General features: G+C 56.8%; 15 protein-coding genes, 1 pseudogene and 1 riboswitch. Of the genes and pseudogenes, 9 read left to right on the forward strand and 7 right to left on the reverse strand.

Annotated elements, in window-relative coordinates:
- The first annotated feature begins 73 nt into the window (after positions 1 to 73).
- From yegS to K6958_RS13340, 6 genes are all read left to right on the forward strand, one after another.
- Positions 74 to 973: a lipid kinase YegS gene (gene yegS / locus K6958_RS13315; RefSeq protein ID WP_249891544.1), complete on the forward strand. Its 900-nt coding sequence runs from the start codon at positions 74 to 76 to the stop codon at positions 971 to 973.
- 304 nt (positions 974 to 1,277) lie between these two features.
- Positions 1,278 to 2,492 carry a D-mannonate dehydratase ManD gene (gene manD, locus K6958_RS13320; protein WP_249891545.1) on the forward strand — a complete coding sequence of 405 codons (1,215 nt, stop codon included), beginning with the start codon at positions 1,278 to 1,280 and terminating at the stop codon, positions 2,490 to 2,492.
- Positions 2,493 to 2,502: 10 nt separating this feature from the next.
- On the forward strand, positions 2,503 to 3,513 hold the full coding sequence (locus K6958_RS13325) for a Zn-dependent oxidoreductase (protein WP_249891546.1): 1,011 nt from the start codon (positions 2,503 to 2,505) through the stop codon (positions 3,511 to 3,513).
- A gap of 69 nt (positions 3,514 to 3,582) precedes the next feature.
- Positions 3,583 to 4,866 carry an MFS transporter gene (locus K6958_RS13330; RefSeq protein ID WP_249891547.1) on the forward strand — a complete coding sequence of 428 codons (1,284 nt, stop codon included), beginning with the start codon at positions 3,583 to 3,585 and terminating at the stop codon, positions 4,864 to 4,866.
- Positions 4,867 to 4,919: 53 nt separating this feature from the next.
- Complete coding sequence (locus tag K6958_RS13335; RefSeq protein ID WP_249891549.1) at positions 4,920 to 6,392, forward strand: mannitol dehydrogenase family protein; 1,473 nt, start codon at positions 4,920 to 4,922, stop codon at positions 6,390 to 6,392.
- 88 nt (positions 6,393 to 6,480) lie between these two features.
- Entirely contained in the window at positions 6,481 to 7,167 is a 687-nt protein-coding gene (locus K6958_RS13340) for a GntR family transcriptional regulator (protein WP_249891550.1), read from the forward strand.
- Positions 7,168 to 7,220: 53 nt separating this feature from the next.
- Here K6958_RS13340 and thiD read toward each other — a convergent pair whose 3' ends face one another.
- The 6 genes and pseudogenes from thiD to eco form a co-directional block, all read right to left on the reverse strand.
- Positions 7,221 to 8,021, reverse strand: coding sequence for a bifunctional hydroxymethylpyrimidine kinase/phosphomethylpyrimidine kinase (thiD, locus tag K6958_RS13345; protein WP_249891551.1), 801 nt, complete (start codon positions 8,019 to 8,021; stop codon positions 7,221 to 7,223).
- The gene (gene thiM, locus K6958_RS13350) at positions 8,018 to 8,809 is read right to left on the reverse strand and encodes a hydroxyethylthiazole kinase (protein ID WP_249891552.1); all 792 of its coding nucleotides are present in this window, start codon (positions 8,807 to 8,809) and stop codon (positions 8,018 to 8,020) included. Before thiM ends, thiD begins: the two co-directional genes overlap by 4 nt.
- 33 nt (positions 8,810 to 8,842) lie before the next feature.
- A riboswitch (TPP riboswitch) is annotated at positions 8,843 to 8,939 on the reverse strand.
- A gap of 37 nt (positions 8,940 to 8,976) precedes the next feature.
- Complete coding sequence (locus K6958_RS13355; RefSeq protein WP_350355814.1) at positions 8,977 to 9,132, reverse strand: hypothetical protein; 156 nt, start codon at positions 9,130 to 9,132, stop codon at positions 8,977 to 8,979.
- A 178-nt stretch (positions 9,133 to 9,310) separates the two neighbouring features.
- Positions 9,311 to 10,390 (reverse strand): lytic murein transglycosylase B, encoded by a 1,080-nt coding sequence (gene mltB / locus K6958_RS13360; RefSeq protein ID WP_249891553.1) that lies wholly within the window; start codon positions 10,388 to 10,390, stop codon positions 9,311 to 9,313.
- A gap of 336 nt (positions 10,391 to 10,726) precedes the next feature.
- Entirely contained in the window at positions 10,727 to 10,963 is a 237-nt protein-coding gene (locus K6958_RS13365; protein ID WP_249891555.1) for a putative hemolysin, read from the reverse strand.
- A gap of 51 nt (positions 10,964 to 11,014) precedes the next feature.
- Positions 11,015 to 11,425 (reverse strand): annotated as a pseudogene (eco, locus tag K6958_RS13370) (serine protease inhibitor ecotin); the annotation flags it as partial.
- A 393-nt stretch (positions 11,426 to 11,818) separates the two neighbouring features.
- Between eco and K6958_RS13375 the strand changes: the two are divergent.
- The 3 genes from K6958_RS13375 (at position 11,819) to fucO (ending at position 15,333) form a co-directional block, all read left to right on the forward strand.
- Complete coding sequence (locus K6958_RS13375) at positions 11,819 to 13,237, forward strand: sugar porter family MFS transporter (RefSeq protein ID WP_249891556.1); 1,419 nt, start codon at positions 11,819 to 11,821, stop codon at positions 13,235 to 13,237.
- A 258-nt stretch (positions 13,238 to 13,495) separates the two neighbouring features.
- The gene (locus K6958_RS13380) at positions 13,496 to 13,945 is read left to right on the forward strand and encodes a GNAT family N-acetyltransferase (protein ID WP_249891558.1); all 450 of its coding nucleotides are present in this window, start codon (positions 13,496 to 13,498) and stop codon (positions 13,943 to 13,945) included.
- A gap of 239 nt (positions 13,946 to 14,184) precedes the next feature.
- A complete protein-coding gene (gene fucO, locus K6958_RS13385) occupies positions 14,185 to 15,333 on the forward strand; it encodes a lactaldehyde reductase (protein WP_249891559.1) in 1,149 nt (382 codons plus the stop codon).
- Between the two features lie 3 nt (positions 15,334 to 15,336).
- Here the strand turns inward: fucO and apbC are convergent, their stop codons facing one another.
- Positions 15,337 to 16,449 carry an iron-sulfur cluster carrier protein ApbC gene (gene apbC, locus K6958_RS13390; RefSeq protein WP_249891560.1) on the reverse strand — a complete coding sequence of 371 codons (1,113 nt, stop codon included), beginning with the start codon at positions 16,447 to 16,449 and terminating at the stop codon, positions 15,337 to 15,339.
- Positions 16,450 to 16,454: the final 5 nt, after the last annotated feature.

Consider the following 16,454-nt stretch of genomic DNA (forward strand, 5'->3'; position numbering starts at 1 on the left):
AGCCAGACGCCTGCCCAACCTGTTGGTTATAAATCTCACTCTTACTGCGAAATTTGCTGCCAAGGGAAATAGCATGGAAAAACAGGCTTTGACACTGGTGATCCTGAATGGAAAAGGCGCGGGCAACGAAGCGCTGCGCGCCGCCATCAATGCGCTGCGCGACGAAGGTTATCCCATTGAGGTTCGCGTCACCTGGGAGACAGGCGACAGCGAACGTTATCTGCAGGAAGCCGTTGCGCTGCGTGCCGCGACGGTGGTAGCGGGCGGCGGCGATGGCACCATTAATGAACTGGCCAATGCGCTGATTCACATCGCACCGTCGTCACGGCCGGTTTTAGGCATCTTACCGCTGGGCACCGCCAATGATTTCGCCACCAGCGCCGGCATTCCGGAAGATCCGCAGGCCGCGCTGCGGTTGGCGATTGCGGGCAGAACGGTCAATATTGACCTGGCGCGGGTTAATCAGGATCGCTATTTCATCAATATGGCGACCGGCGGTTTCGGCACGCGTATTACCACCGAAACGCCAGAGAAATTGAAATCGGCGCTGGGCGGCGTCTCTTACTTTATTCATGGCCTGATGCGCATGGATACGTTAAAAGCGGATAGCTGCGCCATCAGCGGTCCCAACTTTAACTGGCACGGCGACGCGTTGGCGATTGGCGTCGGCAACGGACGTCAGGCAGGCGGCGGTCAGCGTCTCTGTCCACGGGCGTTAATTAACGATGGCTTACTGGATCTGAGCATCGTCAATTCGCAAGAGCTGCTTTCCACGCTGCTGCACTCGTTAACCAGCGACGAACAGAATCCAAATATCATTACCGCTACCCTGCCGTGGCTGAAAATCTCTTCACCCAACGAAATGACCTTTAACCTCGACGGCGAACCGCTCAGCGGCACCGAGTTCCATATTGAAGTGATCCCCGGCGCGCTGGCCTGCCGTTTACCGCCGCAGTGCGAACTGCTTTCCTGATCTCTCTCCTGCCTGCTGCTTAAGCGATTTGGCGGCCAGGCAGTGATAACAACCTGAAAGCCCTCCAGTAAAAACTTCTGCTCCGCATGCGGTTACGCTTCCCTGGTTTGATTAGCCGCCTGCTTACCTGCTGCACTATTTTTCCTGTTGGTAGCAGCCTGTTCACTAAAAACGAACACCCTCAACCGGGTTAGAGAGCACGAAACAGTGTGACCGCGATCCAACTCCTGCTCACCTCTACTTGTATGGTAGTACTACACAGCCTAAATTTCGTTCATCCGTAGTCGCTATCAAGGCCAGAAAAATGAAAATTGTTAACGCTGAAGTCTTTGTTACCTGCCCGGGCAGGAATTTCGTTACGTTGAAAATCACCACTGATGAAGGGATTACCGGCATTGGCGACGCCACGCTTAACGGGCGCGAGCTGCCGGTTGCTTCTTATCTGAAAGATCATGTCTGCCCGCAGCTGATTGGCCGCGATGCGCATCGCATCGAAGATATCTGGCAGTTCTTCTATAAGGGCGCCTACTGGCGACGCGGCCCAGTCACCATGTCCGCTATCTCTGCCGTGGATATGGCGCTGTGGGATATCAAAGCGAAAGCCGCCAATATGCCGCTCTATCAGCTGCTGGGCGGCGCATCGCGCAGCGGCGTTATGGTGTACTGCCATACCACCGGCCACAGCATTGATGAAGTGCTGGATGACTATGCGCGTCATAAAGAGATGGGTTTTAAGGCGATTCGCGTGCAGTGCGGCGTACCGGGCATGAAAACTACCTACGGTATGGCGAAAGGCAAAGGTCTGGCCTATGAGCCCGCCACCAAAGGCGACTGGCCGGAAGAGCAGCTGTGGTCCAGCGAAAAATATCTCGATTTCACCCCCAAATTGTTTGCCGCCGTGCGTGAACGCTTTGGCTTCGATGAGCATTTGCTGCATGACATGCACCATCGCCTGACGCCAATCGAAGCGGCGCGCTTCGGCAAACACATCGAAGATTACCGCCTGTTCTGGATGGAAGATCCCACCCCGGCGGAAAATCAGGAGTGCTTCCGCCTGATCCGCCAGCATACCGTTACGCCGATCGCCGTAGGCGAAGTGTTTAACAGCATCTGGGATTGCAAACAGCTGATTGAAGAACAGCTGATCGACTATATCCGCACCACCATTACCCATGCGGGCGGCATCACCGGCATGCGCCGCATCGCCGATTTCGCCTCGCTGTATCAGGTCCGCACCGGATCGCACGGCCCGTCCGATCTGTCGCCGATCTGCATGGCGGCGGCGCTGCATTTCGATTTGTGGGTGCCAAATTTCGGCGTACAGGAATATATGGGCTATTCCGAACAGATGCTGGAAGTGTTCCCGCACAGCTGGACCTTCGATAACGGCTATATGCATCCCGGCGAGAAACCGGGCCTGGGCATTGAGTTTGATGAGAAGCTGGCGGCGAAATATCCCTATGAACCCGCCTATTTGCCGGTCGCGCGCCTGGAAGATGGCACCCTGTGGAACTGGTAAGGAGAGGTTGATGAAAAGCGTGGTTATCCAACAGCCCGGTGAACTGCAGCTGCAGCAGCGCGCGTTGCCGGAACCGGCCGCAGGCGAAGTGCGGGTGAAAGTCCGCTACGCCAGCATTTGCGGCTCCGATGTGCATATCTGGCACGGCCATAACCCTTTTGCGCGCTATCCGCGCGTTATCGGTCATGAGTTTTTCGGCGTGATCGACGCCGTCGGCGCAGGCGTTGACGCCGCACGCCTCGGCGAACGCGTCGCGGTCGATCCGGTGGTGAGCTGCGGTCACTGCTATCCCTGCTCGGTAGGGCGTCCTAACGTCTGCCGTGAATTACAGGTAATCGGCGTGCATCGCGACGGCGGCTTTAGCGAATATGCCGTTGCGCCAGCCGGTAATGCTTATCGCGTGCCGGATAGCATCCCCGATAAGCTGGCCAGCCTGATTGAGCCTTTTACCATTGCCGCCAATATTACCGCTTTCCTGCAACCCACCGCGCAGGATATCGCGCTGGTGTACGGCGCGGGCCCGATGGGCCTGACGGCAATCCAGGTGCTGAAGGGCGTGTATGGCGTGCGACAGGTGCTGGTGGTCGATCGCCTGCCGGAGCGGCTAACGTTAGCGCAACAAAACGGCGCGGATGCGCTGTTTAATAATAGCGAGGTGCCGCTGGCGGCCCAGCTGGAAGGCATACAGCCGACGCTAATCATTGATGCCGCCTGCCATCCGTCGATTTTGGCGGAAGCGGCGGCGCTGGCCTCTCCGGCGGCGCGCATCGGCCTACTTGGCTTCTCTGCCGAACCCTGCACGCTGACGCAACAAAGCCTGACCAGTAAAGAGCTGTCGTTATTTACCTCGCGATTAAACAGCCACCGTTTCCCGCAGGTGATTGAATGGATTGAGCGCGGCGCTATCCAGCCGGAGAAGCTGGTAACGCACTATTTCCCGCTTGCCGAGGTTGAGCAAGCCATGACGTTATTTGAAAAAGATCCACGTACCTGCTGCAAAGTTATTTTATCTGTTGAGTAAGCCAGGGGCTGGGCGGCCGTGCCGCCTTCCCGTAAATTATTATAATTATCAAACGATTACGGAGATACCATGTTCAAGAATTTGCGTTGGACCATCGTACTTCTGCTGTTTCTGGTCTACATGATCAATTACCTCGATCGCGTAGCACTTTCCCTTACCGTACCGATGATTGAAAAAGATCTCATGCTGAACGCCGAACAGTTCGGCCTGATTTTCGGTAGCTTCTTTTTCGGCTATGCCCTGTTTAACTTCCTGGGCGGGCTGGCGACCGACAAATATGGCCCAACGCTGGTAATGGGCGTGGCGGTCGGCATGTGGTCGCTGTTCTGCGGCCTGACTGCGGTCGCGACCGGCTTCTGGTCGATGCTGATCCTGCGTGTGCTGTTCGGCATGGCGGAAGGGCCGATCTGCGCCTCCGCCAACAAGGCGATTAACGGCTGGTTCCCGAAAAAACAGGCGGCGACCGCCATGGGCTTTTTAAGCGCCGGTTCGCCGCTTGGCGGCGCGGTAGCCGGGCCGATTATCGGTTATCTGGCGTTGGCGTTCGGCTGGCGACCGGCGTTTGTCATTATCTGTTCGGTGGGCATCATCTGGATGGTGATCTGGTTCTTCATCGCCTCAGATAATCCTGCCCGTAGTAAACGCGTTTCTGCCGAAGAGCGCGCCTTAATCGATAAACTGAAAGAGGCGCAGCCGGGCGACGAGCCGGAAATGGCCCAGGCGTCACATGGACTGGGCTACTATCTGCGTCAGCCGATTATCCTGGTTACCGCCTTCGCCTTCTTCTGTTACAACTATATCCTGTTCTTCTTCCTGAGCTGGTTCCCGGCTTATCTGGTGCAGGCGCATAACCTGGACATTAAATCGATGAGCATGACCACCGTTATCCCGTGGATTGTCGGTTTTGTCGGCCTGGCGCTGGGTGGCTGGATTTCCGATAAGATTTTCAATATCACCGGTCGACTGCTGCTGTCACGAAAAATTGTGCTGGTGGTCGCGTTACTGGCTGCCGCCCTTTGTGTGGCGCTGGCCGGTACGGTAGAAGGGGTAACTTCCGCAGTATTGCTGATGTCGGTGTCGATCTTCTTCCTGTATATCACCGGGGCGATCTACTGGGCGATTATTCAGGATGTGGTGCATAAAAGCCGCGTCGGCGGCATTAGCGGCTTTATCCACCTGATTGGCAGCCTGTCCGGGATTATCGGCCCGATCGTGACCGGTTATATTGTGCAGCATACCGGCAAATTCGACAGCGCCTTCGTGCTGGCCGGGGTGATTGCCGGGCTGGGCGCGATGCTGGTGCTGTTTGTGATAAAAAGCCCGAAGGCCACCAGCAAGCCTGTTTCTGTATAACCCTTTCCGGCGCGCCTGGCGCGCCCTTTACGCTAAGTAAGAAGGATTTTCTCATGTTATCCGTTGAGTCCCTGGCAGACGATGTTTTAGTTCCTGACTACGATCGCTCCCGTTTGCGCGCGCGCATCCTGCATATCGGCTTTGGCGCTTTTCATCGCGCTCATCAGGCGGTATGCGCCGACCGGTTGGCGCGCGAGCAACAGAGCGACTGGGGCTATATTGAGTGCGGGATCAATGTACACAGCACCAGCAATCTGCTGGCGTCGCTGTGCCAGCAGGATCATCTGTATACCGTGACGGAGATGGCGGATAACAGTGAAACCACGCGCGTGGTGGGGGTGATTACCGCCGCCGTGAATGCGCGTACCGATGGCATCGACGCGGTCATCGAGGCGATGGCGCAGCCAGATATTGCCATTGTCTCGATCACTGTTACCGAGAAAGGTTACTGTCACCATCCGGCTAATGGTCAGCTTAATCTTGAACATCCTGCTATTCAGCATGATATCGCCCATCCGGATGCGCCCCATTCGCTGCCCGGCGTGATTCTGGCCGCCATCAGGCGCCGTCGCGACCGTGAAGTGCCGCCTTTTAGCGTGATGTCCTGCGATAATATGCCGGAAAACGGCCATGTAACGCGCAATGTGGTTTTGCAGCTGGCGGAACAACAGAATGCCGGTCTGGCGGACTATATTCGTCAGCATCTGACCTTCCCTTCAACCATGGTCGATCGCATCGTTCCGGCGATGACCCCAGAAGCGCTGGATACGCTGGGCGCAAAGCTGGGCAGCTACGATCCGGTGGCGGTGCAGTGCGAACCCTTTTTCCAGTGGGTAATTGAAGATAATTTTATTAACGGGCGCCCCGACTGGGAAAAAGCGGGCGCTGAGCTGGTGGCGGACGTGCTGCCGTTTGAGGAGATGAAGCTGCGTATGCTTAACGGCAGCCACTCGTTCCTTGCCTACCTTGGTTATCTGGCGGGCTATCAACATATCAGTGACTGTATGACGGATGAGCATTTCCTGCGCGCCGCCCGAACGCTAATGCTGGCGGAACAGGCGCCAACGCTGCGCACTCAGGACGTGGATTTGGTCGCCTACGCCGATTCGCTGATCGCGCGCTATCAAAACCGCGCCATCAAGCACCGCACCGGACAGATCGCCTCTGACGGTACGCAGAAGCTGCCGCAGCGCTGGCTCGACAGCATCCGCTGGCATCTGGCGCATAATAGTCGTTTCGATCTGCTGGCGTTGGGCGTGGCGGGCTGGATGCGCTTTGTCGGTGGCGTTGATGAACAGGGCCAGCCCATTGAGATTAACGATCCGCTAAAAGAGACGCTGGCGCAGCGCGTCAGTGAAAGCGCCGAGGGCGAAGCGCGTATTACCGCTCTGCTCTCGCTGCAAAAGGTCTTTGGCGACGACCTGCCAGCTAACGCGCAATTTACCGCGCGGGTGCTTGATTTTTATCAGCAGCTGCTGCATTCCGGCGCCAAAGAAACAGTTAAGCGACTGATTACCCGCTATTAACGGTTCCTTTGCCAAAAGGGCTGGCGCGGGGCTAACAGGCTGTTTAGACTGAAGGCTTTCGCGCCCAGCCGTCCAGGAAAGTTGTCGTATGTCAATAGCCTACACCATCACCGCTAACGAGCCGGTTAATCAGCAGATTTATCGATTTTTGCGTCAGGATATTGTGACCTGCGTCATTCACCCCGGCTCGCTGCTGTCGGAAAAAGAGGTCTCTTCACGCTTTAACGTTTCACGTCAGCCGGTGCGGGAAGCCTTTATCAAGCTGGCGGAGGCTGGGCTGGTGCAAATCCTGCCGCAGCGCGGCACATTTGTACGTAAAATCTCCGCGCAACGGGTGGCCGATGGCCGGTTCATTCGCGAGGCGGTAGAGATCGCCGTGGTGCGCCGGGCGGCCAGGGAAGCGACGCCTGCCGCGTTAATGGCGCTGGAATATAACCTCCAGCTGCAAAAAATGGCGGCGCAGCGCCACGACGCTCAGGCTTTTTTAATGCTGGACGATGAGTTTCATCGGCTGATTGCACAAAGCATTAACTGCGAGCTGGCGTGGGAAACGGTAGAAAATATCAAGGCCACCATGGATCGCGTACGTTTTTTAACGTTAAGTAAAGTGTCGCCGCCGGAGAGCCTGATAGAACAGCATGAGGAGATCCTCAGTACACTGCGCAATAATGATGCCGACGGCGCGGAACAGGCGATGCGTCGGCATCTACAGGAGATGATTTTCTCGATTACCCCCATCGCCGAGCAAAACAGCGAATGGTTCGAACAGGCGTGAGGGCTGCTGCCCCCATTTTCAGAAAGCGTCGCGGATAAATTTTACGTTACGCTTTACCACCAGCGATGGAAATGGTGTACAGGCCCGATGCCTTTTCCCACCTGCAGCGTATCCGCCTGTTCCAGCGCGCCCTGTAGCCAGGCCTTGGCTGCGGCGATGGTGCTGCCCCAGTCGCTATGGCGCGGACGTAAAGCAGCCAGCGCCGAAGAGAGCGTACAGCCGGTGCCATGCGTATTGCACGTTGCGATACGCGGCGCGGTAAAACGTTGCTCACCATTGCGGGTAAACAACCAATCCGGGCTTTCGGCATCGCTAAGATGTCCGCCCTTGATCAGCACCGCCTCACAGCCCAGCGCCAGCAGCGCTCTGCCCTGCTGCTTCATTTCCGCTTCATCGCGCGCATGATGGGTATCCAGCAGCGCCGCCGCCTCCGGCAGGTTAGGCGTAATCAAGGATACCTGCGGCAACAGCCGCTGACGCAGTGTGGCTACCGCCTGCGGCGAAAGGAGCGCATCGCCGCTTTTTGCCAACATTACTGTATCCAGCACCACCCAGGGCAGCGTGGCGCGGCTCAGCCTCTCCGCCACCGCTTCGACAATATCGCTTTCCGCCAGCATGCCGATTTTCACGCTGTCGATCCGCACATCGCTTAATACTGAATCCAGCTGCGCGGCAACAAAATCAGGTTCAATACGATAAACCGACTGCACGCCGCAGGTATTTTGCGCTACCAGCGCGGTAATCACGCTGGTGCCATAGGCGCCCAGCGCGGAGAAGGTTTTCAGATCGGCCTGGATGCCTGCGCCGCCGCTGGGATCGGTGCCGGCAATGGTTAACGCGTTAATTCGTATCATGCCAGCGCCTCCTCGTTCAGGTTCCACAGCCCGTCGAGAAAAGCGGGAATAAAGCTGCCCGGCCCGTTGGCTGCCGCCGCTGCGTGAGCGCCGGCGCAGGAGATAATCCGGCAGGCGCTGGCGATATGCAGCAGCCGATCGCCCGGCAGCGCCGCAAAACCGGCCACCACCGCCGACAGCGCGCAGCCGGTGCCGACCACTCGCGTCATCAGCGGCGAGCCGCCTGGAATGCGCAACGTGCGCTCGCCGTCAGTAACGTAATCCACCTCACCGGTGATCGCCACGATGGTAGCAAAGCGCTGCGCCAACTGTTGGGCGGCGGAAAGCGCAGATTCTGCCGTGTGCTGCGTATCCACGCCGCGTCCGCCGCCCTGCTGGAGCGCCAGCGCGAGGATTTCAGATGCGTTGCCGCGCACCGCGGCGGGTCGCAGCGTCAGCAGCCGTTGGCAAAATTCACTGCGCAGACGCAGTGCGCCTACCGCCACCGGATCCAGCGTCCACGGGGTGCCGGCTGCATTGGCGGCGTTAACTGCCGCCAGCATTGCTGCAGCGCGCGGCTGGGTCAGCGTCCCGACGTTGATTAACAACGCATCGGCGATAGCGCTGAACTGCGCCGCCTCTTCAGCATCGATCACCATCGCGGGCGAGGCGTGTAGCGCCAGTAAGACATTGGCAGTAAAGGATTGCACCACATCGTTCGTCATGCAGTGGATCAGCGGCGCGCGCTGGCGGAACAGGGAGAGAGAGTGCGCAACAAGCGCGTTATCAGGCAGGACAGGCTGTTTCATAATGCTCCTGGCCGGCGCTCAAGAAGGCAATGCCGGTGGGGCATCTGACTTCCCTACGCTGGCATTATCCAGATCAGGTAATACGGGTATTTCTCAGCCTTCACAAAGAAGGGCACCCCGAGTCATGTAAATCAATAGATTGTGATTAGCGTCTTATGCAGACCTGTTCAGGATAATGCCAGCGGGAAGAGGCAGAAACAAGCCTTCTTTTTACCTCCCAGGCAAGCGCAGAATATCGCGCCCTCGCCCTTTATCCAGGCAAAGTCTTCCAGCTTAACCAGCGTGGCCAGATTGTATCCGACTCCCGTTTGCTTGCGGCACAGTGAGCATTGACAGTGGTGGAACGCCTTTGGCGGGACGACTAATCTAAACCCTACGCTGCCAGGTCGTGTAGCCTATGGAATTCCGGCAAGAGCAGAGAAAGAAAACAGACGCGATGCCACGCCCCTCGCCTGCCGGAAAATAATTCATCCGGCAGGCGAGGCGCTTACGCTTTCTGCCTTACCGCCGCGCCAGGCCTACCGCCTCGCCCAGCTGCCACACCGCCATCGCATAGTGATTGCTGTGGTTATAGCGGGTGATCACGTAAAAGTTCGGCAGACCGTACCAGTACTGATAAGACTTGCCCATATCAAAGCGCAGCAGGCTCACCTGCGGATTGCCGTTAATCGGCGTTTGCGGGCGCAGGCCTGCTGCCGCCAGGCTGGTCAGGCTGTAGCGGGTTTTAAAGCCGTTTTCCAGCCCCGGCGCCTGCCCGCTGGCCGGCACCGCGACGGTTTCGCCCGGCTGCCAGCCGTGCTGTTTGAAATAGTTCGCGACGCTGCCGATGGCATCAACCGGGTCCCAAAGATTAATGTGTCCATCGCCGTTAAAGTCCACCGCATACTGCTTTTCAGAGGAGGGCATAAACTGTCCGTAGCCCATCGCACCGGCATAAGAACCGCGCAGATCCAGCGGATCCTGCTGTTCTTTACGCGCCATCAGCAAAAAGGTTTCCAGCTCGCCGCTGAAAAACTCCGCCCGGCGAGGATAGGCAAACGAGAGCGTCGCCAGTGCATCGATGATGCGGGTTTTACCCATAACGCGACCCCAGCGCGTTTCCACGCCGATAATGCCAACGATAATTTCCGGTGGAACGCCATATTCCCGCTGCGCCCGCTGCAGCGCATCCTGATACTGATTCCAGAACACCACCCCGTTCTGCACGTTATCTGGCGTAATGAATTTCTTGCGATAGCGAATCCAGGCGCCGTTCGGTCCGGAAGGCGGCTGATAACCCGGCGTTGGCGCCTGACGATCCATCAGGCGCAGCACCCAATCCAGACGTTTCGTCTGCGCCAGCACATCATGCAGCTGCTGACGGTTAAAGCCGTGCTCCTGCACCATTTTATCGATAAAGCTTTCGGCCGCAGGATTACCGGCAAAATCGCCGCTTAGTGGATGTATTTCGTGTGCGGGCTTAAGTAAAAACCCGCCTTCTCCCAAAAAGGGGTTGCCGCTTTGCGGCGGTGTTGGCGTCGGTTTGCTGCTACAGGCAGCCAGGGTCATCACTAGTGGTAGAAGAAGGCGAGAATAACGCATTACCAATCCATATATTCAGCGATAAAAAAGAATTAATGGTAAGCATGGATTCACGTCACGTAAAAGAAAATTCCTAATTTGCTCAAAAAATTCTGATAGCGCTGTTATCGCTTACATCATTCGCGTCGCGGGAACCTATGAAAAGCGCTTTGAATAACATCAGCGCCGGCGTCAACCGGCCGAGGCCGAAGGCCAAATGATGTTGAAAAGAAGGCGTTTCGGAGGTTAATACCCATAAGCGATCGAAAAGAGCGAGAAGAGCGAGGGGGCAGGAAATCTGAAGTATGATGGATATAAAGCGGCAGGGCGAGCGGCGTGGCCCCCCTGCCGCAGAGTTTACGGATGATCGCGTCGAAACAGCGTCCACTCTTCAATGCGTTCGCCGCTGGGTAACAGACAATAGCTGGTTTCGCCTTCCGTGGTTTTTATTCTTTCCAGCTTGCCTGACTGCTGAATGCAGTAAACCGAAGCGGGATTTGGCATGCCAATCAGCGGTAAACGTTTTTGCTGCGCAGGTTGATGACTACAACCCGTTACCGCGCCTACAGCCAACAGCATAAGGCTTTTTTTCATTTCTGGACTCTTTATCAGCGTGGCGCCGCGGATAAGCGGCGCCGAATCGATTTATTGTTTAACGGCTTCACTAATGGTGTTATCCGCCTGCCACAGGCGATATTTCACCTGAACGTCAGCCGGGGTATAGACCACCAGCGGCAACTTGCTGTTGTAGCGTTGCAGGCGGTGCGCGCCGATATTCGCGCTAACAAACGCCTGATGCTTGCCGCCATTAATACACGCCATCCGCGTGGAGGCCACCGGCGACAGACCTTTGACGATGTAATAGTCGTAGCCCCAGCCTTTTAGCGTCTGCTGCTCGATCTGCGCGCCCATCATATGGCGATTGCAGTCTACTTCCAGCGTTTTACCAATCAGCAACTCCACCTGATAGAGATCTTCATTTTGCTGCTGCGGCAGCCAGATAACCTGACGAACCTGGCCTTGTTCCGCCGCCGGGTAAGGCGCGACGCTTTCTAACTAGGGATGTCCGTCGGGCTGCTTTGGCGACTGCGCGCAAGCGGAAACCGTAACGCAGAGCGCGCTAAGCAATATAGCTTTCATTTTCATCTTCATTTCTGCCTTTGAGTAATGCATTTATCCAGGCTAACACAAACAAGCCACAGTTAATGCTGAAGCTAATCAAAAAAATGGCGAAAATCTACCGTTCTGCATAAGCGATGCTAACAAATCACTCTTCAGCCTCAGCAGCCGCGCTGAAGCAGCGTTCCTCACATGTTAAGCGAGATCTCCATCACAAAAAGCCCGCCAGCAGCAGGAATATCCATCTCTATGGACCATTTAACATCACGTCCGCCGTCAAGAATTTTGTATGTTGCCTTATGGTGCAGCATATTTAACTGGAGCGGTAAAATGTCTTACGTTAACAGTAATTTAGATATAAACGATATGCACAGACGCAAGGTGCGTCGAATGAATCTGTTTATCTCGGTTTCCGCCGCGCTGGCTGGCCTGCTGTTTGGGCTGGACATTGGCGTGATCGCCGGCGCTTTGCCCTTTATTACCCACCACTTTTCCCTGACCAGTCACCAGCAGGAGTGGGTCGTCAGCAGTATGATGCTCGGTGCGGCGCTGGGAGCGATCTGTAATGGCTGGGTCTCTTCCCGGTTGGGGCGCAAATACAGCCTGATGGCGGGCGCAGTGCTATTTATTCTGGGTTCGCTGGGTTCCGCTTTTGCCGACAGCCTGGAAGTGCTGCTGGCGGCGCGCGTGGTGCTGGGCGTGGCGGTGGGGATCGCCTCTTATACCGCCCCGCTCTACCTTTCTGAAATGGCCAGTGAGCATATTCGCGGCAAAATGATCAGCATGTATCAGCTGATGATCACTTTTGGCATCCTGCTGGCGTTTCTCTCTGATACCGCACTGAGCTACAGCGGCAACTGGCGCGCCATGCTGGGTATTCTGGCGCTGCCGGCGGTGCTGCTGTTCGGCCTGGTGATTTTCCTGCCAAACAGCCCCCGCTGGCTGGCGGCGAAAGGTTTACATATCGAAGCGGAAGAGGTGCTGCGTATGCTGCGCGATACCTCCGATAAAGCCCGCGACGAGCTTAATGAGATTCGCCAAAGCCTGCAGATGAAACAGGGTGGCTGGACGCTGTTTCGACGTAATAGCAATGTGCGTCGGGCGGTATTCCTCGGCATGCTGTTACAGGCGATGCAGCAGTTTACCGGTATGAATATCATCATGTATTACGCACCGCAGATATTTAAAATGGCGGGCTTTAGCAATACGCAACAGCAGATGATGGCCACGGTAGTGGTTGGCTTAACCTTTATGCTGGCCACGCTAATTGCGGTTTTTACCGTGGATAAGGCGGGCAGAAAGCCGGTGCTGAAAATTGGCTTTTCGGTTATGGCGTTCGCCACGCTGGTGCTGGGTTACTGCCTGATGCAGGCCGGCAAAGGTGATATCACTCCCGGCCTCTCCTGGCTGTCGGTAGGAATGACCATGATGTGCATCGCGGGTTACGCCATGAGCGCCGCGCCAGTGGTCTGGATCCTCTGTTCGGAAATCCAGCCGCTGAAATGCCGCGATTTTGGCATCACCTGTTCCACCACCACTAACTGGGTGGCCAATATGATTATCGGCGCCACCTTCCTGACGCTGTTGGAAACCATTGGCGCGGCCGGCACCTTCTGGCTCTATACCGGCTTTAACCTGGCGTTTATCGTGATCACCTTCTGGCTGATCCCGGAAACCAAAAACGTCACGCTGGAACATATTGAGAAGAACCTGATGGCCGGTAAAAAGCTGCGGGATTTAGGGCAGTAACGGCAGGCGAATCTCCACTTTCTTCCCACTGAGCGGCAATGCTCTCCGCCGTTCGGCCCTGCCTGACAGGCCGAACGGTTTTACATAATGGTGGCACGGCTGCCGAGCGTGGCTTGTTGTCTATCTTTTTAGTATGTTGTAACTAATCAGAGTGTGTTATCTGGATCTCCTCTTCGCTCCCCTGTTTCGCCCGTTTATGAGTAATCATGCTAGTTTTATTAACATCTGATGATATTGCACTGAGCATAAGGAGCACCCATGCATATCCGTCTATTTACCGAAGCCGACCGGCCTTTTCTGCGCACGCTATTTCTTGCCTCGCGTAAGGCAAACTGGACGTGGCTGGATGGTGACAGCTGGCAGCTGGAGGATTTCGACCGGGTGGTATTAGGCGAAAAGGTGCTGGTTGCTGAAGAAGAGGGTCACCGGCTGGGTTTTGCCGCCTGGCTGGAAAACGACAACTTTCTGCACAGCCTGTTTATCGATCCGCAGTATCAGGGGCACGGCGTCGGCAGTGCGCTGCTACAGGCTATTCAGGCGCGTTTTACCGCTACCGGCGCGTTGAAATGCCTGCTGGCGAATCGATCTGCCCAGCAGTTTTATCTGCATCACGGCTGGCAGATCGTTTCAGAAGGCGAAAGCGAACAGGGACGCTATCTGTTAATGCACTATCCGAAAGCGACCACGCTGCGCTACGCTGGGCAATAGATATGATTTAACTTATTGATAATATTTAATTATTATGCTTAACACGTTAAAAGCGTGAGCTGTCAGGCCCGTATCTTACTGTTAATGCCAGCTTGCCTGCCTCGGTGACCGTAGCGGGAAGGTTTCAGCCGGTGCGCCCCGTTAGTTTTATCTCCATCTTTCCTGTAACGCATTTTCAGGCTGCCGATTGCGTCGGGCGTTCCGGCGCAGGCAGGTTTTCGATCTTGATGGAGATAAACATGAGCTTTCAACTGGCATTACCGGGCATCAGCCTGCACGGCTATGAAGCGATTGCCGATATGGCGCGGCTGCTGACGCAGAAAAACTGGGGTAAGGCGCTGATCGTGACCGATACGCAACTGGCGGGGTTGGGTTTAACCCGCAGCCTGACCGATAGCCTGGATCAGCAGGCCATTCCTTACGCCCTGTTTACCGGCGTTGCGCCAAACCCCACCGAAGAGCAGGTACAGGCGGGCATTGCCGCCTTCCATCAGCACCAGTGTGATTTCCTGATCGCGTTCGGCGGCGGCAGCCCGATTGATACCGCTAAAGCGATTAAAATTCTTAGCGCCAATCCTGGCCGCTCGGTCGATTACGCCGGCGTCGGCAAAGTGCGCCATCCCGGCGTGCCGCTGGTGGCGATCAATACCACCGCCGGCACCGCGGCCGAAGCGACCAGCAATGCCGTGATCACCGACAGCGCGCGCCAAATCAAGCAGGTGATTATCGACAGCCATCTGATTCCCGATATTGCCGTTGACGATCCGGCGGTGATGCTGGGCATTCCGCCCGATGTCACCGCCGCCACCGGTATGGATGCGCTGACGCACGCGCTGGAGGCGTATGTATCCCTCGGAGCGCACGTGCTGACCGATCCCTCGGCGCTGGAAGCGATCGCCCTGATTCGTCGCTGGCTGCCGGTCGCGGTTGCGGAAGGTCAGAATCGCGAGGCGCGCGAGATGATGGCCTGCGCGCAATATCTGGCAGGCATGGCCTTTAACAGCGCGGGATTGGGTCTGGTGCATGCGCTGGCCCATCAGCCGGGCGCGACCCATAATCTTCCGCACGGGGTCTGTAACGCGATACTGCTGCCGGTGGTGGCGGCCTTTAACCGCTCCGCCAGCGTCGCCCGTTTCGCGCGCATCGCCGTGGCGCTGGGCGTTGATACGTCGGCGATGGATGAAGAGGCCGCCAGCCACGCCGCGATTCAGGCGCTGCGCCAGCTTGCCGGGGAGGTTGGCATTCCCTCCGGCTTCCGTCAGTTAGGCATCCAGGAGAGCGATATTGAAGGCTGGCTGGATAAAGCGCTGGCCGATCCCTGCGCACCAGCCAATCCCCGTACCGCTACGCGTGAGCAGGTACGGGAACTTTATCTCCAGGCGCTGTAAGGGTTACAGGGCGCGGAAGGCGATTTCGCCAGGGATGATCTCTCCCTGCCAGTAAAGCTCAGCCGCTACCGCGCCTGCCAGCTGCCGGTAAATCTCGGCGAACTCACTCTCCGGACGGCGGATGACGGTGGGTTGGCCGGCATCAAGATCTTCACGCAGCGTAATATGCAGCGGCAGCTGGCCCAGCAGACGAGTATGATATTTTTCCGCCAGCATCTCTGCCCCGCCGCTGCCGAAAATCGCTTCGTGATGGCCGCAGTTGCTGCAAATATGCATGCTCATGTTTTCCACCACGCCCAACACCGGCACTTCTACCTTTTCAAACATCACGATCCCTTTGCGCGCATCGATCAGCGCTACATCCTGCGGCGTGGTCACCACCAGCGCGCCGGTCACCGGTACGTTTTGCGCCAGCGTCAGTTGAATGTCGCCGGTGCCCGGCGGCATATCCAGCACCAGATAATCCAGCTCCGGCCACAGAGTTTCATTAAGCAACTGCATCAGCGCCTTGCTGGCCATCGGCCCGCGCCATACCATCGCGTTATCTTCAGTGACCAGATAGCCAATCGAGTTCGTGGCCAGGCCATGCACCATAATCGGCGCCATATGCTTGCCATCCGGCGACGAAGGGCGCTGGTCTTCGGTGCCCAGCATGGTCGGCACCGAGGGGCCATAAATATCGGCATCCAGAATCCCGACCCGGCTTCCCTCTGCCGCCAGCGCCAGCGCCATATTTACCGCGGTGCTGGATTTGCCGACGCCGCCTTTACCTGAACTAACGGCAATAATATTTTTCACGCCGCTAACGCCCGGCTGGTTTTTCACGCGCTTCAGGGTGGCGATATCGTGGCTTAAGCGCCAGTCGATTGCTTGCGCGCCGGTAATACGCAGCAGGTCGGCGCTGGTTTGCTCTTTTAACGCTTCAAAACCACTGCCCCAGGCAAACGGCATTTTGATTTCGATATGCAGCTTATCGTTCATCAGCGCGACATGATGCAGCGCCTTCAGCGTAGTCAGGTTATGCTTTAGCGTCGGATGTTCAAATGTGGTCAATACGCCTGCGGTCATGGCGCGCAGCGTGTCGGGCGATAAGGCCCCCTGGGAGTGTGTACTCATCCCTT

The organism is Mixta hanseatica, from assembly GCF_023517775.1.
GTDB classification, from domain to species: domain Bacteria; phylum Pseudomonadota; class Gammaproteobacteria; order Enterobacterales; family Enterobacteriaceae; genus Mixta; species Mixta hanseatica.